This window comes from Streptomyces populi, from assembly GCF_002911015.1.
Classification (GTDB): Bacteria; Actinomycetota; Actinomycetes; order Streptomycetales; family Streptomycetaceae; genus Streptomyces; species Streptomyces populi.
In genome coordinates, this window is sequence record NZ_KZ626843.1 from 147,595 (window position 1) to 169,257 (window position 21,663).

Below are 21,663 nucleotides of genomic sequence, written 5' to 3' on the forward strand. Positions count from 1 at the left end.
GAAGGACCTCTCACATGCGTTCGAAGGAGCGGCGCAGCTCCCAGTCGGTCACCGCGGCGTCGAAGGCCTCCAGTTCGACGCGTGCCATGTTGCGGTAGTGCTCGACCACCTCGTCGCCGAAGGCGGCCCGGGCGATCGGGCTGTTCTCCCAGAGCTCGGCGGCCTCGCGCAGGGTGGTGGGGACGTGCTCGTACGCGGCGGCGTAGGCGTTGCCCGGGCACGCCTCGGGCAGCTCCAGCTTCCGCTCGACGCCGTACAGGCCCGCCGCCACCAGTCCGGCGACGGCCAGGTGCGGGTTGACGTCGCCGCCGGGCAGCCGGTTCTCGAAGCGCGTGGAGCGGCCGTGGCCGACGACCCGGAGCGCGCAGGTGCGGTTGTCGTGGCCCCAGGCGACGGCGGTCGGGGCGAAGGAGCCGGGCTGGAACCGCTTGTAGGAGTTGATGTTGGGCGCGTACAGGAGGGAGAAGTCGCGCAGCGCGGCGAGCTGTCCGGCGAGGAAGTGGCGCATCACCTCCGACATGCCGCCCGGGTCCCCGGCGGAGCCGGCCATCACGTTGGTGCCGTCGGCGTCGGCCAGGGAGAGGTGGATGTGGCAGGAGTTGCCCTCGCGCTCGTTGTACTTCGCCATGAAGGTGAGCGAGACGCCCTCCTGGGAGGCGATCTCCTTGGCGCCGGTCTTGTAGATCGCGTGCTGGTCGCAGGTGACGAGGGCCTCGTCGTACCGGAAGGCGATCTCGTGCTGGCCGGGGTTGCACTCGCCCTTGGCGGACTCGACGGTCAGGCCCGCTCCCCGCATCTCGTTGCGGATGCGGCGCAGCAGGGGCTCGATGCGTCCGGTCCCGAGGACCGAGTAGTCGATGTTGTACTGGTTGGCCGGGGTGAGCCCCCGGTAGCCGCTGTCCCAGGCCTGCTCGTAGGTGTCCTTGAAGACGATGAACTCCAGCTCGGTGCCGACCTGGGCGGTGTAGCCGAGCGCGGCGAGGCGCTCCAGCTGGCGGCGCAGGATCTGGCGGGGGGCGGCCACCACCGGGGAGCCGTCGTTCCAGGCGAGGTCGGCGATGAGCAGGGCGGTGCCCTCGTTCCAGGGGACGCGCCGCAGGGTGGCGAGGTCGGGGTGCAGGGCGAAGTCGCCGTAGCCCCGGTCCCAGGAGGACATGGCGTATCCGTCGACGGTGTTCATGTCGGTGTCGACGGCGAGGAGGTAGTTGCAGCCCTCCGTGCCGTGCTCCAGGACCTCGTCGAGGAAGAAGGCCGCGGCGAACCGCTTGCCCTGGAGCCGCCCCTGCATGTCGGGGAAGGCCAGGACGACCGTGTCGATGTCACCGGCCTCGACGAGGACGCTCAGTTCCTCGACGGAGAGCGGGGGTGTGCGGTCTGCCACCGGAAAGTCCTCCTTGGGTCAGCCGAGGGCCATAAGGTATTGCGGAGGACCATTGCTTGGGAAGGGGGCGCGACCTGATGACGCGGGCGGAACCCGGACGCGGGACGGGCGACCGGCTGACGCCGGTCCTGCGGCCGGTGCGGGCGGGCAACGGCTTCGAGGAGGCGCTGGAACAGATCCTCCAGATCGTCCGGCTCGGTCTGGTGCCGGGTGGCGAACGGCTGCCCGCGGAGCGGGAGTTGGCCGAGCGGCTCGGCATCAGCCGGGTGACGCTGCGCGAGGTCCTGAAGGTGCTCCAGGACCAGGGGCTGGTCGAGTCGCGGCGCGGACGCTACGGCGGCACCTTCGTGCTGGCGCGCACCGACACACCGGGCGAGCACGAACTGCGCCGCAGGGTCGCCGCGGTCGACATCGAGGACGTGCTGCGCTTCCGCGAGGTCCTGGAGGTGGGTGCGGCCGGGCTGTGCGCGGCGCACGGGCTCGACGCGGAGCGGGCCGCCCGGCTGCGCGAGGCGCTGGAGCGGACGAACGACGCCCCGCTGGCCGACTACCGGCGCCGGGACACCCTGCTCCACCTCACCCTCGCGGAGCTGTGCGGCTCCCCTTCCCTCACCGCGCGGTACGCGGCCGTCCGCGCGTCCGTCAACGACCTGCTCGACTGCATCCCGCTCCTCGTCCGCAACCTGGAGCATTCGCAGCGCCAGCACACCGCCCTGGTCGAGGCGGTTCTCGACGGGGACGCGGACGGGGCGCGGGAGATCATGCGGGAGCACTGCGCGGGCACGGCGGCGCTGCTGCGGGGGTTCCTGGCCTGAGCGGGACGTGAGGCGCGGGGGCCGGCGCGTCCCCCTCCCGGGGCCGCGCGTTTCGCTCCCCGCCCCGCAAAGGTATGAGAGTTTTCCATTGACAGCGTCGAGGAGATCCGAGGAGTAGCGCGTGGGCAGGCCGCTGGTCGGTGTGAGTACGTATCTGGAGGCCGGGACTCGCTGGGGCGTGTGGGAGATGGAGGCCGCGCTGCTGCCGGCCGGCTATCCACGGCTCGTGCGGGCGGCGGGCGGACTCGCCGTGATGCTGCCGCCGGACGATCCGGCCCTGGCGCGCGAGACCGTCGCCCGGCTCGACGCGGTGGTCGTCGCGGGCGGCCCCGACGTCGACCCCGCCCGGTACGGCGCCGAGCGCTCCCCGCACACGGGCCCGTCCGCCCCCGAACGCGACGCCTGGGAACTCGCCCTGATCCGGGCCGCGTTGGACTCGGGCACCCCGTTGCTCGGCATCTGCCGGGGGCACCAGCTCCTGAACGTCGCCCTCGGCGGCACCCTCGTCCAGCACCTCGACGGACACGTGAAGGACACCGGCGTCGTCGGACACCACGAGGTGACCCCCGTTCCGGGGACGCGGTACGCCGGTCTCGTACCGGAGCCGTGCGCCGTGCCGACGTACCACCATCAGGCGGTCGACCGTCTCGGGGCCGGCCTCACGGCGAGCGCGCACGCGGCGGACGGCACCGTGGAGGCGGTCGAACTCCCCGGCCCCGCCTGGGTCCTGGGGGTCCAGTGGCACCCGGAGATGGGTGACGACCTGCGGGTGATGCGGGGCCTGATCGTGGCGGCGACCTGAGCGTTCCGAGTCCCGCACCGGCATTTTCCGCCCCTCCGCCCCTCCCCGACGTACCCGGAGGCGCTGGAAAGTCTCAGCCCGTCCGGCGATCGAGGACGAGGCCGCCAGGCCGAAGCGGGGGTCCGGGGGCGGCAACCCCAGGTACGGGACGGGAAGGGGCGGAGGGGGCGAAAAACGTCTGTCCCGTCACGCCCCCCGCGTCAGGGAGAGCAGGTCGCGGGCCGGCCCCGTGGGACGGTGGCCCGTGGGCCAGACCGCGCGCAGGGCGCGGGTGAGCCGGACGTCGGCCAGGGGGATGCCCACCAGGCGGTGGGCGGAGAGCTCCTCGCCGAGGGCGAGTTCGCTCAGGACGGCGGGTCCCGCGCCACTGACGGCGGAGGCCTTGACCGCCGTCGTCGAGGACAGCTCGATCAGCGGGCGGGCGAGCCCGCCGAGCGCGGAGTCGAGGACCTGACGCGTGCCCGACCCCTCCTCGCGCAGGATGAGCGGTGTGGCGGCCAGCTCCGCCGCCGCGAGGGGTGCCCGGCGGCGCGCCCAGGGATGTCCGGGCGCCGTCACCACGATCAGCCGGTCGTGCGCGATGACGGCGGCGTCGAGACCGGACGGCACCGAGAGCCCCTCGACGAACCCGAGGTCCGCCTCGCCCGTCAGGAGCCGCTCGGCCACGGCGGCGGAGTTCCCCGCGAGCAGCGACACGGCCGTGTCGGGACGCTGTGCGCGCAGCGCGATCAGCCAGCCGGGCAGCAGGTACTCGGCGATGGTCATGCTCGCGGCCACCCGCAGCCGCGAGTCGCGCCGGTCGCGCAGGGCCTGCGCCCCGGCGTCGAACGCCTCGGCCGCGTCCACCACCCGCCGGGCCCAGTCCGTGACGAGCGCCCCCTCACGGGTGAGCCGGGACCCGCGCGGCGAACGGTCGACGAGCGCCACCCCCAGCAGCCGCTCCATGGACCGGATACGGCTGCTGGCCGCCGGCTGCGTGATCCCCAGTTCGCGTGCGGCGCGCCCGAGACTGCCGAGGCGCGCCACGGCCAGCAGCAGCTCCAGCGCGCCCAGATCGGGAACCCGGTGCGCGATCCCGACACCGGGCCGATCCTCCGCGCTGCTGCTCATAAAGCCAGCTTATGCCGTCATAGGCGCGCACTCCCTGGTGGGGAGCCCGCGGCGGCACGACTGTGATGTCATGGTCACCGCAGCCCAGCCCCTGTCCGCCCATCAGGCGGGAATCCTCCCCGGCACGAAGACACCCCGTGTCCCGGGAAACCGCGCCGTCGCCGCACTCCGGTATCTCGGCCCCAACTGGTACGCCTCCGTGATGGGCACCGCGATCGTGGCCACGGCGGGAGCAGGGCTCCCCGTGGACGTGCCAGGCCTGCGCACCGCCTGCGCCGCCGTGTGGGCCCTCTCGCTCACCCTGCTGGTGTCGCTGCTCGCCGCCCGCGCCCTGCACTGGACGTACCACCGCGACCAGGCCCGCGCCCACTTCCTCGACCCGGCCGTGGTCCCCTTCTACGGCTGCCTCTCGATGGCCCTGCTCGCCGTGGGCGGCGGCACCCTCCTGGTCGGCCGGGACTGGATCGGGACACCGGCGGCCCTCGCCGTGGACACCGTCCTGTTCACCGCCGGGACGCTGATCGGACTCGCCGCCGCCGTGGCCGTCCCCTACCTCATGGTCGTACGGCACCGGATCGAGCCCGGACAGGCGTCCCCCGTGTGGCTGCTGCCGATCGTCGCCCCCATGGTGTCGGCCGCCCTCGGCCCCCTCCTCGTTCCCCACCTGCCGGCGGGACAGCCCCGGGAGACCCTGCTCCTCGCCTGTGTCGCGATGTTCGGGATCAGTCTGGTGGCCACGTTCGTGATGCTGCCGATGATCTTCGCGCGGCTCGTCACCGCCGGTCCGCTGCCGCTCGCGCTCACCCCGACGCTGTTCCTCGTGCTGGGCCCGCTGGGCCAGTCGACCACCGCGGTGGGCAAGTTCGCGGACGCCGCCCCCGGTGTGGTGCCCGCCCCCTACGACCAGGGCTTCACCCTCCTCGCCGTCCTCTACGGCGTCCCCGTGCTCGGTTTCGCCCTGCTGTGGCTCGCGCTGGCCGTCGCGATGGTCGTACGGGCCCGCCGCCAGGGCATGGGCTTCGCGATGACCTGGTGGGCCTTCACCTTCCCGGTGGGCACCTGCGTGACCGGCGCGGAGGGCCTGGCCCGGCACACCGGCCTGGCCGCCTTCGAGGTGCTCGCCGTCGCCCTGTACGTCCTGCTGGTGGCCGCCTGGTCCGTGGCCGCCGTCCGGACCGCCCACGGCCTGATCGGCGGAAAGCTGCTCGCGGCACCTCGCTGAGAACGGCCTTCCCGCACCGCGTCCCGGCCTTCGCCGGACCGGAGACCACCCCGAAGTCCTGCCCGCACATACGAATGGTCCCGGCCCGGGCTCGAGGCCCGGGGCCGGGACCGTTCATCCGCCGGCGACTACGCGTCGGCCGGGATGTCAGAAGGCGTCGTTGTTGCAGCCCGCGGAGGAGCCGAGGTGGGTGGCCTGGCCGCCCGGGTTGCCCTCGCCGCCCAGCGCGTTGCCGAGCGCACCGTTGAGGATGCCGACCTCGCCGAGGACGTCCGCGTTCAGGTCGTGCGACTTGCAGGAGGTGCTCTGCCCGACCTTGATGCCGTCGCCGCCACCCGCGTGGGCCGTGCCGCCCATGAACGCGATGCTGCCGAGAGCGGCGACGAGAACAGCGGCCTTGCGAAGCTTACGCATGTCATCTCCAATGGAGTTGAATCGTTGCGATCCGTGAAAGATCGCCTTGTGCAGTCACAGAAAGTAGTGCGAACTCCGCCGGACCCGTCGGCGACGCGCTGGATCTTGTGCCCGTGTCGCAGAAGCACCCGAAAGCCGTAACGCGGGCGAATAATCAGGTCTTCGGGCGGAGTTGACGGTGACCGGCATGCCGATGGCACGGGAGACCGCCGGGCCGGAAACCACTCCGGGGTCCTGCCGGTGCACGCGCAAGGTCCCGGCCCCGAGCCTGAGGCTCGGGGTCGGGACCGTTCATTCACCGCCGACCACGTGTCGGCCGGGATGTCAGAAGGCGCTGTTGCTGCAGCCCGCGGTGGAGCCGAGGTGGGTGGCCTGGGCACCCGGGTCACCCTCGCCGTTCAGCAGGTTGCCGGCCAGACCGTTGAGAACGCCGACCTCACCGAGGACGTCCAGGTTCAGGTCGTGCGACTTGCAGGTGGCGCTCTGCTTGACGGTGATGTCGTCACCACCCGCGTGGGCGGTGCCGCCCACGAACGCGATGCTGCCGAGAGCGGCGATCAGAACAGCGGCGTTACGAAGCTTACGCATGTCATCTCCAATGGAGTTGAATCGTTGCGATCCGTGAAAGATCGCCTTGTGCAGTCACAGAAAGTAGTGCGAACTCCGCCGGACCCGTCGGCGACGCACTGGATCTTGCGCCCGTGTCGCAGAAACACCCGAAAGCCGTAACCCGGACGAATAATCAGGTCTTCAGGCGGAGCCGGCGACGGCCGGCCCTCGACCGGACGGGACGGGAGGCCGCCCCACGGCCGCCGCCCTCGGCACGGGGTCTCAGCCCAGCGGAGCCCCGGCACGCCCCAAGTGACGTGCCGACCGGGCTGATTCGCCCGGCCGGGCTGGAATCACGCGCGAAGAAAGAGGAGTTCGGATCCCTCTCCTGCGGCGGAAGACGAAGTCGACGCGCACGAGGTCGAGTTCATCGGCATCCGCGAGCGCCGGACGGTTCCTGGAGCCCGAGGACCGCACCTCGCCGTCATCGCGGTCACCGGGCGGACGGCCATCGCCGAGATGACCGCAGCGCCTCGCCGAGCCGCACGGGCGCCTCGGCGAGCGAGGGGCCGTACCAGGTCAGCAGGCGGCCGTCGACGAGGGCACAGGGCAGTCGCGGGAAGGCCTCCGGCCCGTCCTCGGCGGTGAAGCGGTACGGCTCGTCGGGCAGCACCACCAGGTCCGCGCCCGTCGCCGTCAGCTCGGCGACGGGGACACGGGGGTAGCGGTCCTCGTGGTGCGCGTACGCGTTGTCGACGCCCAGTCTCGCCAGGACGTCGCCCGCGAAGGTGTCCCGGCCCAGCACCGTCCAGGGCCGCCGCCAGACCGGCACGACCGCGGTCCTGCGGCGGGCCGGGACGGGCAGCTCGGCCCAGGCGGCCTCCGCCGCGTCCAGCCACCGCGGACGGCCTCGCGCGCCGCACGCGCCGAGCACCCGGTCCAGTTCTCGGAAGGCCCCCGGCACGTCCCGCACCTCGGTGACCAGCACCTCGATCCCCGCGTCCCGCAGAGCGGCCAGATCGGGCTCCCGGTTCTCCTCCTCGTTGGCGACGACGAGATCGGGGGCGAGTCGTACGACGGCGTCGACGTCGGGGTTCTTGGTGCCTCCGATCCGTGCGGCGTCCAGGTCCGCCGGGTGGCTGCACCAGTCGGTCACGCCGACCAGGACCCCGGGCACGGACACGGCCACGGCCTCCGTCAGCGAGGGAACGAGGGACACCACCCGCATACCCGTCCGCCTCTCCAGCGCCGTTCCCGTGTCCCGCCATCCTCTCCCGCGCCGCCGTCGGCCGCCCGTCGCCGCCCTCGCCCCTCAGCGTTTGCCGAAGTCGCGCCGGTCCTCCACCGCGTCGACGTGGCCGGCGACCTCGACGACGACCACCCGGGTGTCCGGCACGGTGGCGCGCCAGCGGTGCCGGACACCGCCCGTCAGATAGAGCGTGTCGCCCCGCCCCAGACGGTGGGCACGTCCCTCCGCCTCGACCTCGACGCCCCCGTCGGCGACGTACATCAACTTGTCGTTGCGGTTCTGGAGTTCGCGTGCTTCCTCGTGGTCGCCGGTGAACTCGGTCGCGTGCAGCTGGTGGTGACCGCGCACCAGGGGGCGCGCGTGGGACCCGGGAGTGAACTCGGCCCCGGCGTCGGCGCGCACGACGTCGACACTGCACGCCGGGTCGGCGGCGGCGAGCAGGTCGGCGGCCGTGGTGCCGAGGGCGTCGGCGACCCTCTCCAGGGAACTCCTGCTGGGCCGCGCCCGCTCGTTCTCCACCTGGCTGAGAAAGGGCACCGACAGGCCGCTGCGTTCGGCCACGACGGCGAGGGTGAGCCGCAGTGCACGGCGCTGTCGCCGTACGGCCGCGCCCACCCGAAGGGGCTGTTCTTTGTGGTCGCCCATCGCTCCGGCTCCCTCCCTCGCGTCGTCGGTCCGCGAACCGCCCGGTCTTCCGGCCCGCCGCTTCTGTTGAGTTGTTTGCACCCTACGCATGTTCGGCAAACCGTTTCATGGACCCGTCACATCGCTGTCACTTCGAGGGAGTGTGAGGGTTACAGTTCGCGCCACCGCGCGAGCCGTCGCGCGCCCGGCGCCGCCGCCCCCGCGCACGGGACGAAAGGGCCGATCACGGGGCGGGACACCCGTCCGGCCCTTTCGGCGGCTCGCTCGGACCCTGAAGTCCGTTCTCCCGAAGCCCGGTTGACGGTTCGCGCCGCCCCGGGGCACGCGGTGCCCGCCGGGTTCGGGCGGGTCCGCGCGCACCGAACCGATGCGCGGCGGCCGTCGGAGCGGTGCGCGAGCGGGGGACGGCGCGCCGTACGCGCGGCCGCCCCGGCGGGCGGGAACCACACGGGCCGGGCGCGGTCGCGGACCGCGGCACGGTTGTCCGGATCTCTCTCGTACGCCAGTACGCCGCCACCGGTGCCGCCGGTCCGCGCGCGGGCCGACGGCCGACCGGACGGGGGTGGGCTCCGCGGGCTCCGGGAACGCGACGCCGGGTGGTCCCCGTCGTCAGGGTTCTCCTCCCCGTACGGGTGGGGAGAACCCTGACGACGGGGGACCACCCGGCGGAGTGAACCGCGCGCCGCGGGGCGGCGGACCGCCCTCCACCGTGGAGCCGTCCGCCGCGCGGTGTCCGGGCGCCCCCCGACCGGGCGGCGACGGCTTCCTCCCCGTGCCCCTCCCCCGAGCGGGCTGCCCGAGCTCCTCCTCCAGGCCGCCGGGTCCGGTCCTCTCCGTCCCGAAGTCCCCGGTCCGTCCGGTCACTTCCGGACACCGGGTCGGCAAGTCCCCCTCGGCCACGGCCCGGATCGGGTCGTCCTCACCGAACGGCTCGCTGCCGTCGGCGAGTCGGGCGGGCCCGTACCGGCTGTCCGCCCGGAGCGGCGATCGCGGGACGACCGCGACCGGCCGCTTCTCGACGCACGCGCCTCAGCTCGTCGTGGCGGCGGAGTCCTCGACGGGGGCCAGTTCACCGGCGACCGAGGGGTTCTTCTCCAGCCAGGCGCGCACGGCGTCCTGCTGCCGGCCCTTGCCGGCCTTGTTGATCTCGGCCTCGAGGCCGGTGAGCTGCTTCTCGGTCAGCTCGAAGTCCTTCAGCCACTTCCCGACGACCGGGTCGTCCTTCGCGAAGCCCTTGCGGGAGAGGGTGTGCACCCCGTCGCCCTTGCCCCAGGCGCCCTCGGGGTCCTTGAGCTTCTTCAGGTCGTAGTCGCTGTAGGCCCAGTGCGGGGACCAGAGGGTGACGACGATCGGCTGCTTCCTCGCGTACGCGCGCTTCAGCTCGGCCAGCATCGCGGGCGTGGAGCTGTCGACGACCTCGTACTCCCCGTCGAGCCCGTACGCCTTGAGCACCTTGCTCTTGAGCAGGCCCATCATTCCGGCGCTGGACTCGATCCCGGTGATCCTGCCGCCGAACCTCCCGGCCTGTCCCTTGAGGTCCTCCAGGGAGTCGACGCCCTTCATGTAGGCGGGCACCGACAGCTCCAGGGACGTCGGGCCGTACCAGGAACCCAGGTCGTCGAGCTGCTCGCCGTACTTCTTCCAGTACTCGGCGTGGGTGGTCGGCAGCCAGGAGTCGGTCTCGAAGTCGACGTCGCCCTGGGCGAGCGAGGTGTAGAGCGGGCCGGCGTCGAACTGCCGGGCCTCCACCTGGTATCCGCGCCGCTCCAGGATCTCCTTCCAGAGGAAGGTGGAGGCGACGCCCTCGTCCCAGGGGATGTAGCCGATGGTGATCTTCCGGCCCCGGCCGACGTCCTGGCCGTCGGCCGCGGTGGCGGGCGTGGCCGGGCCGCCGAAGACACCCATGCCGCCCGCGACGAGCGCGAGCACGACGACTCCCACCAGGGCGACGGCGGGGCGGGGCCGGTACGACCAGATCCGCAGGCCCTGCGCGGCGCGGGCCCGGGCGGCGGCACGGCGGCCGAGCGGGGAGACCTGGGTGCCGAGCGCGCCGGTCATGCGGTCGAGGTAGATCGCGAGGATGACGATGGCGACGCCGGCCTCCGAGCCGAGGCCGACGTCCAGCTGGCCGATGGCCTCGTTGACGTCGCCGCCGAGGCCGCCGGTGCCGACCATGCCGGCGATGGCGGCCATGGACAGGCCCAGCATGATGACCTGGTTGACGCCCGCCATGACGGTGGGCAGGGCGAGCGGGAGCTGGACGCGCAGCAGGGTGGCGCGCGGGGCGGTGCCGAACGCTTCGGCGGCCTCGACCAGTTCCGCGTCGACCTGGCGGATGCCCAGCTCGGTCATGCGGACCCCGGGGGCCAGCGCGAAGATCAGGGTGGCGACGATGCCGGCGGAGGCGCCGGTGCCGAAGAACAGGATCGCCGGGATGAGGTAGATCATCGCCGGCAGCGTCTGCATGAAGTCGAGGACGGGCCGGACGACGGCGCTCACACGGTCGGAGCGGGCCGCCCAGATGCCCACGGGCACGGAGACGACGAGCGCGATGAGGGTCGCGACGAGGACCAGGGAGAGGGTCACCATCGCGTCCTCCCACAGGTCGAGGGAGTCGATGAAGGCGAATCCGGCGAAGGTGAGGACACCGGCGGCGGTGCCGCGCAGCCAGAACGCGACGACGGCGAGGATGCCGGCGAGGAGCAGCGGCTCGGGTGCCTGGAGGACCGCGTCGATGCCGTCGTAGGTGCCGGTGAAGACGGTCTTGAGGAGGTCGAAGAGCCACCCCATGTGGTGCAGCAGCCAGTCGACCGCACCGTTGACCCAGTCGCCGAAGGGGATCCTAGGCACGGGCCTTCACCCCCTTGGTCCGTCCGCCGGGACATTGCCCGGGGGTGCGCCGCTCGTCGCCGAGGAAGCCGACGAGCCGCTGCCTGGGGACGACGCCGACGAGGGCGTGCTTCTCGTCGAGGACGGCGACCGGGTGCGGGAGGCGGGCGCTCATCGCGCAGAGGTCCACGAACGGGGTGTCGGGCGTGGCGGTCTCGCAGGCGCAGTCGGCCTCGTCGCCGCGCAGGTCCGTGTCCATGACGGCGCCCGCGGTCAGCACCCGCGAGCGGTCGACGTCCTGGGTGAAGGAGGCGACGTAGTCGTCGGCGGGCCGGACGAGGATGTCCTCGGCGGTGCCGTTCTGGACGACGCGGCCGTCGCGCATGACGGCGACGCGGTCACCGAGGCGCATGGCCTCGTTGAGGTCGTGCGTGATGAAGACGATGGTCTTCTTCAGCTTCTTCTGGAGTTCGAGGAGCTGGTCCTGCATGTCGCGGCGGATCAGCGGGTCCAGCGCGCTGAACGACTCGTCCATGAGCAGCAGACCGGCGTCGGTGGCGAGCGCGCGGGCGAGACCCACGCGCTGCTGCATACCGCCGGACAGTTCGTCGGGCCAGGACTTCTCCCAGCCCGCGAGTCCGGCCAGTTCCAGCGCCGCGGCCGCCCGTTCACGGCGTTCGGCGGCCGGTACGCCCTGGACCTCCAGGCCGTAGGCGGCGTTCTCCAGCACGCTGCGGTGCGGGAACAGCGCGAAGTGCTGGAAGACCATGCTGATCTTCTTGGAGCGGACCTCGCGCAGTTCGCGCGCGCCGAGCGCGGTGAGGTCCTGGCCGTCGAAGCGCACGTGTCCCGCGGTGGGCTCGAGCAGTCCGTTGAGCATGCGCAGCAGCGTGGACTTGCCGGATCCGGACAGGCCCATGACGACGAAGATCTGCCCGGGTTCCACCGTGAAGGACGCGTCGATCACGGCGGCGGTGGTGCCGTCGGCGCGCAGTTCCTCACGGTCGGCCCCCTGGCGGAGCCGTTCCACGGCCGCTTCCGGTCGTCTTCCGAACACCTTGTAGAGGTGGTCGGCCTCAAGCCTGGATGACACAGGTGCCTCTCGTCGGGGCAGGGGAACGCGCCGAGCGGAGATCTCCGCGCTCCCGGCTGCCGGTGACGGTCGAGTACGTTGAATACACAACCGAGTTCGTTCAGTGGCCGCGCCTGCCCGGGCTCACGCGGAGCAAACACGGGAGTGGTCCAGGTCACCGTCAGTGGCGTACGGCATGATGCGGAGCGTGACTCCCCAGACGCGCCGCCTCATGCTCCTCGACACCGCCTCGCTGTACTTCCGCGCCTACTTCGGTGTGCCGGAGTCCGTGAAGGCCCCGGACGGCACCCCGGTGAACGCCGTGCGCGGACTGCTGGAGTTCATCGACCGCCTGGTCAGGGACCACCGCCCGGACGACCTGGTGGCCTGCATGGACGCGGACTGGCGTCCGCAGTGGCGGGTCGACCTGATCCCGTCGTACAAGGCGCACCGGGTCGCCGCGGAGACCGAGACCGGTCCGGACCAGGAGGAGGTGCCGGACACCCTCTCCCCGCAGGTGCCCGTCATCGAGGAGGTCCTGGACGCCCTGGGCATCGCCCGTGTGGGGGTCGAGGGGTACGAGGCCGACGACGTGATCGGCACGTTCACCGGACGTGCCACCGGCCCGGTCGACATCGTCACCGGCGACCGGGACCTGTACCAGCTCGTCGACGACGAACGGGGGGTGCGCGTGCTGTACCCCCTCAAGGGCGTCGGCACGCTCCAGCTCACCGACGAGGCCTGGCTGCGCGAGAAGTACGGCGTCGACGGTCCGGGGTACGCGGATCTGGCGCTGCTGCGCGGCGACCCGAGCGACGGACTGCCCGGGGTGCCCGGCATCGGGGAGAAGACGGCCGCGAAGCTGCTCGCCGAGTTCGGTGACCTGGCCGGGATCATGGCCGCCGTCGACGACCCCGAGGCGAAACTGACGCCCTCGCAGCGCAAGCGGCTCGACGAGTCCCGCCCGTACATCGCGGTGGCGCCGACGGTCGTCAAGGTGGCGGGGGACGTTCCGCTCCCCGAGGTGGACACCTCGCTGCCGCACGCCGCGCGCCACCCCGCGGCACTGGACGAGCTGGCCGCGCGCTGGGGTCTGGGCGGCTCGCTGCACCGTCTGCTCGCCACTCTGCAGGCATAGGTGAACACTTCTGACATGACCGATACCGGTTCATGCATGGTTACCGCATCGGAAGAGGTGCTAACTTAGGTAAGCCTAAGCATGTGAACAGGAGGCAGTCATGGCAGAGCGCCCGGAACGCAAGCCCCGGAAGCCCCACTCCGCGAAGGTCGTGCGGACCGAGCGGCTGACCCCTCACATGCAGCGGGTGGTGCTGGGCGGCGACACTCTCGCGGACTTCGCCACGAGCGGCAGAACCGACCACTACGTGAAGCTGCTCTTCGGCCCCCCGGGTGTCACCTATCCCGAGCCCTTCGACCTGGAGCGCGTCCGCGAGGAGTTCCCGCGCGAGCAGTGGCCGGTGACCCGGACCTACACCGTGCGCGCCTGGGACCCCGAGACGCGCGAGCTGTCCCTGGACTTCGTGGTGCACGGGGACGAAGGACTCGCCGGGCCGTGGGCCCTTCGGGCACAGCCGGGCGAGGTCGTCCGGTTCATGGGACCCGGTGGCGCGTACGCGCCCGACCCGAGCGCCGACTGGCACCTGCTCGCCGGTGACGAGAGCGCGCTGCCCGCGATCGCCGCCGCGCTGGAGTCCCTGCCCGACGCCGCCGCGGTCCGCGCCTTCGTCGAGGTCTCCGGGCCCGAGGAGGAGCAGAAGATCGACTCCGACGCGGAGATCGTCTGGCTGTACCGCGGCGACCGGCCCGTCGGCGCGGCCCTGGTGGAGGCCGTACGAGCCCTGGAGTTCCCGGAGGGCCGGGTGCACGCGTTCGTGCACGGCGAGGCGGGCTTCGTGAAGGAGCTGCGCGGACTGCTGCGGGTCGAGCGCCAGATTCCGCGCGAGGACCTGTCCATCTCCGGCTACTGGCGTCTCGGCCACAACGAGGACGGGTGGCAGGCCTCGAAGCGCGAGTGGAACGCCAAGGTGGAGGCCGAGCAGGAGGCCCCGGCCTAGACATCGGCCACTCCCCCCGCCGTATCCGGAGGCGGACCCGCACCACGCGGGTCCGCCTCCCGGCGTTTGCGCGGGCCGCGGCCGCGTGAGGAATTGGGCCCGTCGCCGACACGGCCGTGACACGCGGGCGAAACAGGGTCTCCCTAATTTCTGTCGTCCGACAGGAATTCCGACCGCCCTTCGCGCCGAAGGCAGGTGCCGCCGTGACCACCACCGCCCCCTCCGACGTACGCCCCGATCCGCCCGTCTCCCCGGACGACCGCTCCCTGTCCGAGTTCGGCTACCGCCAGGAGCTGCACCGCAGCCTCGGCCGGTACGCCTCGTTCGCCGCCGGGTTCTCCTTCATCTCGGTCCTCACCACGGTCTTCCAGTTCTTCGCCTTCGGGTACGCGTTCGGCGGCCCGGTCTTCTTCTGGACCTGGCCGGCCGTGTTCGCCGGCCAGCTGGCGGTCGCCGCGTGCTTCGCGGAACTCGCCGCGCGCTACCCGATCTCCGGCGCGATCTACCAGTGGTCCTCACGCCTGTCGAACCCCTCTTTCGGCTGGTTCGCCGGCTGGATCATGGTGATCGGACAGATCGTGGTGGTCGCCGCGGCGGCCATGGCCCTTCAGACGGTCCTGCCGGCGATCTGGTCCGGCTTCCAGCTGATCGGCGACGACCCGGCCCCGACCAGCCCCGACGGCGCCGCCAACGCGGCCGTCCTGGGCGTCGCCCTGCTCGCGCTGACCACGCTGGTGAACGTCCTCGACAACCGCGTGATGTCCGCGGTCAACCGGATCGGCGTCACCGCCGAGATCATCGGCGCCGTCCTGATCATCGTGCTGCTGTTCACCCACTCCGAGCGCTCCCCCGGCATCACCTTCCACACCGGCGCCGGCACGGGCGGCCTGTTCGGGGCGCTGATGGTGGGCTCGTTCATGGCCGCGTACGTGATGATCGGCTTCGACAGCGCCGGGGAGATGAGCGAGGAGACCCACCACCCGAGGCGCACCGCGCCCCGGACGATCCTCACCGCGCTCGGCGCGGCGGGCCTGCTCGGCGGACTGATCGTGCTCGGCGGACTGCTCGCCGCCCCGAGCCTGACCGACGGCAGGCTGGGCGTCGAGGGACTGAGCTACGTCCTGACCAGCAGCCTCGGCGACGGGGTCGGCCGGGCACTGCTCGCCGACGTGGTGGTGGCCGTCGCGGTGGCGACCCTGGCGATCCAGACCGCCGCCGGCCGCATGCTCTTCTCGATGGCCCGCGACGGCCGGCTCCCCCTCTCCGGGCGGCTCGCGAAGGTCGACCCGAGGACCGGCATGCCGAACGCCCCCGCCCTGGTCGTCGGCGTCCTCGCGGCGGCCCTGCTGCTCCTGGACCTCGCCTCCCCGGACGCGTTCCTGGCGATCGGGACCACCTGCATCGCGATGCTGTACCTCGCGTACGCGATGGTCACCGGACCGCTGCTGGTGCGCCGGCTGCGCGGGCGCCTCACCGCGGACGGCACCGACGAGACGGGCGCCCCGCTCTTCTCCCTGGGCCGCTGGGGTGCCCCCGTCAACGTGCTCGCCCTCGGCTACGGCCTGTTCATGACGGTCAACCTGGCCTGGCCGCGGGCCGCGGTGTACGACCCGGCGGGCGGACACTGGTACTTCCGCTGGTTCACCGTGCTCTTCCTCGTCGTGACGCTGGCCGTGGGAGCGGGGTACCGGGCGTACGCGGCGCGGGCGGCGAAGGCACGGGCGCCCGAAGCGGCCGGGGCCTCGTACGCTTGACCGGTGAGACGCAAGCCCCGGATCCCGCCCGCTCCCCTCCCGCAGCGCCACGGGGTCGACCCCGTGCGGATCAGACTGCCGCGCGAGGGGAGCTGGGCCACCGCGCGGGCGTATCTGGTGGACCGGCTCGCGGCGGGCGACGGAGTCATCGACACGATGATCGGCGAGGGGCTGATCGTCCGCGAGGACGGCCGGCCGCTGACCGTCGAGGCCGCCTACGCGCCGGGGATGTTCCTGTGGTTCCACCGCGAACTGCCCGACGAGGAACCGGTGCCGTTCCCGCTCGAGGTGGTGTACCGGGACGACCACATCGTCGTCGCCGACAAGCCGCACTTCCTGGCCACCACACCGCGCGGCAGCCATGTCGCCGAGACGGCCCTCGCCCGGCTGCGCCGGGACCTCGGTCTGCCGGAGCTGGGCGCGGCGCACCGTCTCGACCGGCTGACCGCGGGGCTCGTGCTGTTCACCGTACGGCCCGGGGAACGGGGCGCGTACCAGTCGCTGTTCCGCGACCGGCTGGTCGGCAAGGAGTACGAGGCCGTGGCGCCGTACGACGCCGCTCTCTCCCTGCCGCGCACGGTCAGCAGCCGCATCCTCAAGGAGCGCGGGGTGATGGCCGCGCGGGAGGTGGAGGGCGAGCCGAACGCGGTCACCGGGATCGGGCTGGCCGAGCGCCGGGGCGGGCTGGCGCGCTACCGGCTGACCCCCCGCACCGGGCAGACCCATCAGCTCCGGGTGCACATGAGCACGTTGGGCGTGCCCATCCTCGGCGATCCGCTGTACCCGGTGGTGACCGGGCCGGTGCCGGCCGGAGACTTCCGGCGTCCGCTGCAACTGCTGGCGCGGACACTGGAGTTCACCGATCCGGTCACCGGCCGGGAGCATCGGTTCGTCAGCGGACGGACGCTGGGGGCGTGGACCTCGCACGACGCCTGGTCGGCCGGGGGGACCGGACAGCCGTAGGCCCGCCACCGGCCCCGGGGGATCAGTGGCCGCGCCACCAGCGCAGCAGGCGCTGCCAGGCGCCCGGGCGTCCGGCAGGTCCGGGAGCGGCCGGTGCGGGCGCGGGGGCGGCGGGCCCCGGTGCGGGCGCGGCCGGGGCCGTGTCCTCGGTGGTCACCTGCCAGGGGGCCCGCTGGGAGGGCAGCGCGCGCACGGACGGCCGTTGCGTGACGTCCTGGGTCGGCTTGGGCTCGAACCGCACGGGCAGATCGACGAGGTGGCGCGAGGACATGGTGCTCCGCCAGCGCAGGTCGCTCTCGTCGCAGTCGAGTTCGACGTCCGGCAGCCGCAGCAGCAGGGCGTCGACGCCGACGTCGGCGATGGCACGGCCGATGTCCTGCCCCGGGCACTCGTGGGGGCCGCCGCCGAAGGCGAGGTGGGAGCGGTTGCCCTGCATGCTCGCCGCCAGGTCGGGGCGGATGCGGGGGTCGACGTTGCCGGGCGCGATCCCGAACAGCAGTCCGTCACCCTTGCGGATGCACTGGCCGCCCAGCTCCGTGTCCTGTTTGGCGAAGTAGCCGAGGACGGCACTGAAGGGCGGCTCGTTCCACAGGGACTGCTCGACCGCCTCGGGCACGGTCATCTGCCCGCCGTTGAGCTGGGCGCGGAAGCGCGGGTCGGTGAGCAGCATGCGCAGCACGTTGGCGATGAGGTTGGCGGTGGCCTCGTAGGCGGCGAGCAGGACGAGCCGCAGGTGCTGGGCCACCTCGTCGTCGGTGAGCCGTGCGGGGTGGTTGATGAGGTGGGTGGTGAAGTCGTCCTCGGGCTCGGCACGGCGCCGCAGGGTGTGCTGGGTCAGCACGCTCATGACGTACTCGTTGCTGGCGATGGCCGTGTCGGTGCCCTTGAGCAGGTCGCGGCTGGCGTGCACCATGCGGTCGTTGTAGTCCTCGGGCATGCCGATGATCTCGCAGAGCACGGACATCGGCAGGTGTTCGGCGAACTGTCCCACCAGGTCGGCCTTGCCGAGCGGGCAGAACGCGTTGACCAGGCGCTGCGTGGCGCGGTTGATGTAGCGGCGCAGGCTGCGGAAGTCGATGGTGGTCATCGCGCCGGTGACGGCGCCGCGCAGTCTGAGGTGCTCGTCGCCCTCGGCGTGGGAGCAGATGGGCTGCCAGGCGATGTGGGGGGCGAGCGGATGGTCCGCTCCCGCCGAGCCGTCCTGGACGGCGGTCCACAGCCGGCTGTCGCGCGTGTAGTGGGAGGGGGTGCTGATCATGTGCAGGTTCTCGGCGTGACCGAGGACCACCCAGATCGGCACGTCGTCGTGCAGCGACACGGGTGCCACGGGACCGTGTTCGGCGCGCAGCTTCTCGTACAGCGCGCCCAGGTCCTCGGCCTCGGGCCCGTGGAGGCGACGCAGTCCGCCCGGACCGACGCCGGGTCCGACGGCATGGGCGGGGCAGCCGGGCGGGGGTCCGAACGCGGGTTCTTCCGTACCTGCGGGGGAATGGGATTCGGTCGTCACAGTGATCGCTCCGAAGCTCAAATACGTTCTATGGGTGGGCAGTTGGCGTACGGATGCCGTATTCACCGTACGGCGTTCAGCTGCGCGTGGACGTCATCGCCAGGGAATGCAGGAACCGCATCAGGGTCATCAGGGTGTCGCGGCTCGACGCCCTGCGGCGGGCGTCGCACCGCACGATCGGGATCTCCTCGGGCAGGTCGAGCGCGGCCCGCAGGTCCTCGACCGGGTACCGGGGCGCGTCGGGGAACTCGTTCGTCGCGACGACGAACGGGACGCCGCGTTCCTCCAGGCGTCCGATCACGTCGAAGCCGGCTTCCAGCCGGCGGGTGTCGACCAGGACGACCGCGCCGAGCGCTCCCTCGAACAGGCCGTTCCACAGGAACCAGAAACGCTCCTGGCCGGGAGTGCCGAACAGGTAGAGCACCAGCTGGTCCGTCAGGGAGATCCGGCCGAAGTCCATGGCCACGGTGGTGGCCGTCTTGGTCTCGGCCCCGTAGTCGTCGTCGACTCCGATGCCGGCCTGCGTCATGGTCTCCTCGGTCGTCAGCGGCCTGATCTCGCTGACGGAGCCCACCATGGTCGTCTTGCCGACCCCGAAGCCGCCCACGATCACGATCTTCACCGCCGCCTGCGCGGTGTGCGGGAGGTGGTCCCCGGCGCGAGGGCCCGTGACGGTGTCAGAGCTTTTGAAGTCCATGCATCACCGCTTCGAGGAGGGAACGGTCGGGGAGCGCCTGACGGGCGATCGGGGCGCGCGCCCGTACCAGTCCGGCCGCCAGCAGCTCGGTGAGCAGGACGGTCACCACGCTGAACGGCAGATGGAGATAGGCCGAGATCTCGGCCACGGACAAGGGGGTCCCGCACAGCCGCAGCAGTGCCGTCTGCTCCGGCTGGATGCCGGGCGGCGGCACGGCGGCACGCGCCACGACCAGCGTGACCAGGTCGACCTCGGCCCGGTCGGTGTCCTCGCCGCCGCCCGTGAGCACGTACAGGCGTTCCGGGTTCCGCGGTCCGTCCCGGCCCTCCTCCCCCTCGGAGCCTTCCGGGTGCGCGAGCGGGGACGGGGGTGCGGGAGGTTCCGGGGGCCGCTCCCTGGGCCGGCGCCGTCGTCGTTGCGGAGGAGTCATACGGTCTGCCCGTTGCGGCGGGGCGGACTCGTGAGATGGGCGCCGATCCGTACGACGAGGTCGCGCATGCGGTTGCTCATCAGCCCGGGTTCCGCGGTCTGGTCGGCGAGCACGGCGAGGTAGGCGTTGGGTCCCGCCGACATCAGGTAGAAGTAGCCGCCGTCGATCTCGATGAGGACCATCCGCATCCGGCCGTCGCTCCTGGGGATCTCGCCCGCGACGGCTCCCGCGAGGCTCTGCAGGCCCGCGCAGGCGGCGGCGACCCGGTCGGCCGCGTCCGGGTCGCCGCCGTAGCGGGCGATGCGCAGTCCGTCGGCGGAGAGCACCACGATCTGCTGGATGCCCGGCACTCCGTCGGCGAGTTCCTTGAGCATCCAGTCGAAGTTGGCTCGCTGCTGGATCACTTGAGGTCCCCCTCGTCGTCGGCCTCGGCAGGGGCCGGCTGGTCGTCCGTGCTGGACGCGGTCGGGTCCGGGTCGTCCTTGAGCCCGTTCATGAACGCCTCGACCCACAGCCCGGGTCCGGGCTCCTTCTCCTGCGGCCCGGGGCCGGGTTCCCACGGGGCGGCGCCGGCGGCCTCCTGCTCGGCGCGCGCCTCGGCGTACCGCCGGCTCAGCGGGACCTTCATCCGGCTGCGGCGCTGCGGAAGACCGCCCGGCGTCCATTCCGTGACGACCGGGACGTCGTCCTCGCGGGGGTCGTCGCCGGAGGAGGGGACGCGGGGCCCGGTGGTGGGCTTGCGCTTCTTGGGCTTGCGCGCCGGGCCCGCGACACCGCCGTTGTCGATGCCGGCCACGGCGCCGGCCCCGATGCCGTGCGCGAGGCCGGGGGCGAAGTCGGTGGTGAGCATGGAGCGCGGTGCGACGAGGACGGCGCGGACACCGCCGTACGCGGACTGCCGCAGCGACACCTGCATGCCGTACATCTGGGCGAGCCGTCCGACGACGGCCATGCCGAGCCGGGGCGCCTGGCCCATGACGTTCGGGTCGACGCCCGCCGCGGCCAGCCGGAGCAGTTCCTCGATCCTGCCGCGGGCCTCGTCGCTGAGGCTGACGCCGCCGTCCTCGATCTCGATGGCGATGCCGGTCTGCACCTCGATGGCGGTGACGTGCACCTTGGTGTGCGGCGGCGAGTACCGGGTGGCGTTGTCCAGGAGCTCGGCCAGGGCGTGGATGAGCGGTTCGACGGAGACGCCGTCGACGGCGATGTCGACGATGTTGTGCAGTTCGATGCGCCGGTACTCCAGGATGCGGGACATCGCGCCGCGCAGCACGCTGAACAGCGGTACGGGTTCGGGCCACCGGCGTCCGGGACGGCCGCCGCCGAGCACGGCGATGGAGTCGGCGAGTCGGCCGATCAGCGCGGTTCCGTGGTCGATGCGCAGCAGGTCGTCGAAGACCTCGGGGTTGCGCCCGTGGTCCTCCTCCATCTCGCGGAGTTCGTTGTTCTGCTGGTGGACGATGGCCTGGACGCGCCGGGCGATGTTGACGAAGGAGCGCTGGGCGGCGTCACGCGTCGACTCCTCGGCGTCGATGATCTTGAGCAGTGTCTTCAGCAGTTCCTTCTGGGACTCGGGGATCTCGTGGAGGTCCGGGGTGTCGCGGCCCAGGGTGCGGACGACCTCCGCGGGGGAGTCCCCGTCGTGCAGCCGGTCGATCGCGTAGGGCAGGACCTCCCGGGTGAAACGCACGGTCTCCCGGTCGTGCTCGGCGACGCGCCGTTCCAGGGAGGCGGTGCGGCGCGCGAGGTCGGCGCGCAGTTCCCGGGCGACGCGGCCGCGGCGGACGGCCTCGCCGCCGACCGCCACGACCAGCAGCGTGGCGAGGCCGCCGCACAGGGCGACCGCGCCCCGGGCCGGCTCCGTCACCGCGGCGACGGCGGCGGCGGTGGCCGCCGCCATCAGGACGGCCGGCAGCAACAGCACGCGCGCGTAGGGAAGTTCACTCTCACCGGGAGGCGACTGAACACTCACCATGTATGCCCTCTGAGACAGGTCGGCCGGAGTGGGGGAGATTTACGGGGGAAGCGTCACGGATCGGACGAGCCGAACCGGATCTTCGGAACCTTTGGGAACAAGCGCACGAATACATCCCAACTCGGTGCGCCGCGGGCGAGCCTAGTCCGACCGGATCATCGCCGTGTCATATTC

Annotated in this window: 19 protein-coding genes and 1 pseudogene; 7 read left to right on the forward strand and 13 right to left on the reverse strand. The window is 72.3% G+C overall.

The genetic code is table 11. The features are described 5' to 3' along the window. Window positions 1-10: 10 nt before the first annotated feature. Window positions 11-1,381: a glutamine synthetase family protein gene (locus CW362_RS03890; RefSeq protein WP_103547901.1), complete on the reverse strand. Its 1,371-nt coding sequence runs from the start codon at window positions 1,379-1,381 to the stop codon at window positions 11-13. Between the two features lie 77 nt (window positions 1,382-1,458). Between CW362_RS03890 and CW362_RS03895 the strand changes: the two genes are divergently transcribed. Both CW362_RS03895 and CW362_RS03900 read left to right on the forward strand, forming a co-directional pair. Then, on the forward strand, window positions 1,459-2,196 hold the full coding sequence (locus CW362_RS03895; protein WP_103547902.1) for a FadR/GntR family transcriptional regulator: 738 nt from the start codon (window positions 1,459-1,461) through the stop codon (window positions 2,194-2,196). Between the two features lie 121 nt (window positions 2,197-2,317). Continuing rightward, window positions 2,318-2,998: a gamma-glutamyl-gamma-aminobutyrate hydrolase family protein gene (locus CW362_RS03900; RefSeq protein ID WP_103547903.1), complete on the forward strand. Its 681-nt coding sequence runs from the start codon at window positions 2,318-2,320 to the stop codon at window positions 2,996-2,998. Window positions 2,999-3,184: 186 nt separating this feature from the next. Here CW362_RS03900 and CW362_RS03905 read toward each other — a convergent pair whose 3' ends face one another. Continuing rightward, window positions 3,185-4,108 (reverse strand): LysR family transcriptional regulator, encoded by a 924-nt coding sequence (locus tag CW362_RS03905; RefSeq protein WP_103547904.1) that lies wholly within the window; start codon window positions 4,106-4,108, stop codon window positions 3,185-3,187. A gap of 70 nt (window positions 4,109-4,178) precedes the next feature. On the opposite strand from CW362_RS03905, the gene CW362_RS03910 reads away from it, so the two are divergent. After that, the gene (locus CW362_RS03910; RefSeq protein WP_103547905.1) at window positions 4,179-5,330 is read left to right on the forward strand and encodes a TDT family transporter; all 1,152 of its coding nucleotides are present in this window, start codon (window positions 4,179-4,181) and stop codon (window positions 5,328-5,330) included. Between the two features lie 147 nt (window positions 5,331-5,477). On the opposite strand, the gene CW362_RS03915 is transcribed toward CW362_RS03910, so the two are convergent. From CW362_RS03915 to CW362_RS03940, 6 genes and pseudogenes are all read right to left on the reverse strand, one after another. Beyond that, a complete protein-coding gene (locus tag CW362_RS03915) occupies window positions 5,478-5,744 on the reverse strand; it encodes a hypothetical protein (protein ID WP_103547906.1) in 267 nt (88 codons plus the stop codon). A 324-nt stretch (window positions 5,745-6,068) separates the two neighbouring features. After that, window positions 6,069-6,332: a hypothetical protein gene (locus CW362_RS03920; protein ID WP_103547907.1), complete on the reverse strand. Its 264-nt coding sequence runs from the start codon at window positions 6,330-6,332 to the stop codon at window positions 6,069-6,071. A gap of 454 nt (window positions 6,333-6,786) precedes the next feature. After that, a complete protein-coding gene (locus CW362_RS03925; protein ID WP_103547908.1) occupies window positions 6,787-7,521 on the reverse strand; it encodes a helical backbone metal receptor in 735 nt (244 codons plus the stop codon). 84 nt (window positions 7,522-7,605) lie between these two features. After that, window positions 7,606-8,187 carry a helix-turn-helix domain-containing protein gene (locus CW362_RS03930; protein WP_103547909.1) on the reverse strand — a complete coding sequence of 194 codons (582 nt, stop codon included), beginning with the start codon at window positions 8,185-8,187 and terminating at the stop codon, window positions 7,606-7,608. Between the two features lie 1,035 nt (window positions 8,188-9,222). Next, window positions 9,223-11,037 (reverse strand): annotated as a pseudogene (locus CW362_RS03935) (ABC transporter permease/substrate binding protein); the annotation flags it as partial. After that, the gene (locus CW362_RS03940) at window positions 11,030-12,109 is read right to left on the reverse strand and encodes a quaternary amine ABC transporter ATP-binding protein (RefSeq protein ID WP_103547910.1); all 1,080 of its coding nucleotides are present in this window, start codon (window positions 12,107-12,109) and stop codon (window positions 11,030-11,032) included. The pseudogene CW362_RS03935 and the gene CW362_RS03940, both read right to left, overlap by 8 nt. Before the next feature lie 178 nt (window positions 12,110-12,287). Here CW362_RS03940 and CW362_RS03945 point away from each other — a divergent pair, with 178 nt between their 5' ends. From CW362_RS03945 to CW362_RS03960, 4 genes are all read left to right on the forward strand, one after another. Continuing rightward, entirely contained in the window at window positions 12,288-13,226 is a 939-nt protein-coding gene (locus tag CW362_RS03945) for a 5'-3' exonuclease (protein ID WP_240657637.1), read from the forward strand. 100 nt (window positions 13,227-13,326) lie between these two features. Then, window positions 13,327-14,163, forward strand: a complete 837-nt coding sequence (locus CW362_RS03950; protein WP_103547911.1) for a siderophore-interacting protein — start codon at window positions 13,327-13,329, stop codon at window positions 14,161-14,163. A 203-nt stretch (window positions 14,164-14,366) separates the two neighbouring features. Further along, the gene (locus CW362_RS03955; protein ID WP_103547912.1) at window positions 14,367-15,917 is read left to right on the forward strand and encodes an amino acid permease; all 1,551 of its coding nucleotides are present in this window, start codon (window positions 14,367-14,369) and stop codon (window positions 15,915-15,917) included. Between the two features lie 3 nt (window positions 15,918-15,920). After that, the gene (locus CW362_RS03960) at window positions 15,921-16,880 is read left to right on the forward strand and encodes an RluA family pseudouridine synthase (protein WP_103547913.1); all 960 of its coding nucleotides are present in this window, start codon (window positions 15,921-15,923) and stop codon (window positions 16,878-16,880) included. Window positions 16,881-16,902: 22 nt separating this feature from the next. Here CW362_RS03960 and CW362_RS03965 read toward each other — a convergent pair whose 3' ends face one another. The 5 genes from CW362_RS03965 to CW362_RS03985 form a co-directional block, all read right to left on the reverse strand. Next, complete coding sequence (locus tag CW362_RS03965) at window positions 16,903-18,387, reverse strand: cytochrome P450 (RefSeq protein ID WP_103547914.1); 1,485 nt, start codon at window positions 18,385-18,387, stop codon at window positions 16,903-16,905. A gap of 76 nt (window positions 18,388-18,463) precedes the next feature. Then, window positions 18,464-19,084: a GTP-binding protein gene (locus CW362_RS03970; RefSeq protein ID WP_103547915.1), complete on the reverse strand. Its 621-nt coding sequence runs from the start codon at window positions 19,082-19,084 to the stop codon at window positions 18,464-18,466. Then, window positions 19,065-19,514, reverse strand: a complete 450-nt coding sequence (locus tag CW362_RS03975) for a DUF742 domain-containing protein (protein ID WP_103547916.1) — start codon at window positions 19,512-19,514, stop codon at window positions 19,065-19,067. The genes CW362_RS03970 and CW362_RS03975 overlap by 20 nt, the downstream gene beginning before the upstream one ends. After that, on the reverse strand, window positions 19,511-19,918 hold the full coding sequence (locus CW362_RS03980; RefSeq protein WP_103547917.1) for a roadblock/LC7 domain-containing protein: 408 nt from the start codon (window positions 19,916-19,918) through the stop codon (window positions 19,511-19,513). Before CW362_RS03980 ends, CW362_RS03975 begins: the two co-directional genes overlap by 4 nt. After that, on the reverse strand, window positions 19,915-21,489 hold the full coding sequence (locus tag CW362_RS03985) for an ATP-binding protein (protein WP_103547918.1): 1,575 nt from the start codon (window positions 21,487-21,489) through the stop codon (window positions 19,915-19,917). The genes CW362_RS03980 and CW362_RS03985 overlap by 4 nt, the downstream gene beginning before the upstream one ends. Between the last annotated feature and the right edge of the window lie 174 nt (window positions 21,490-21,663).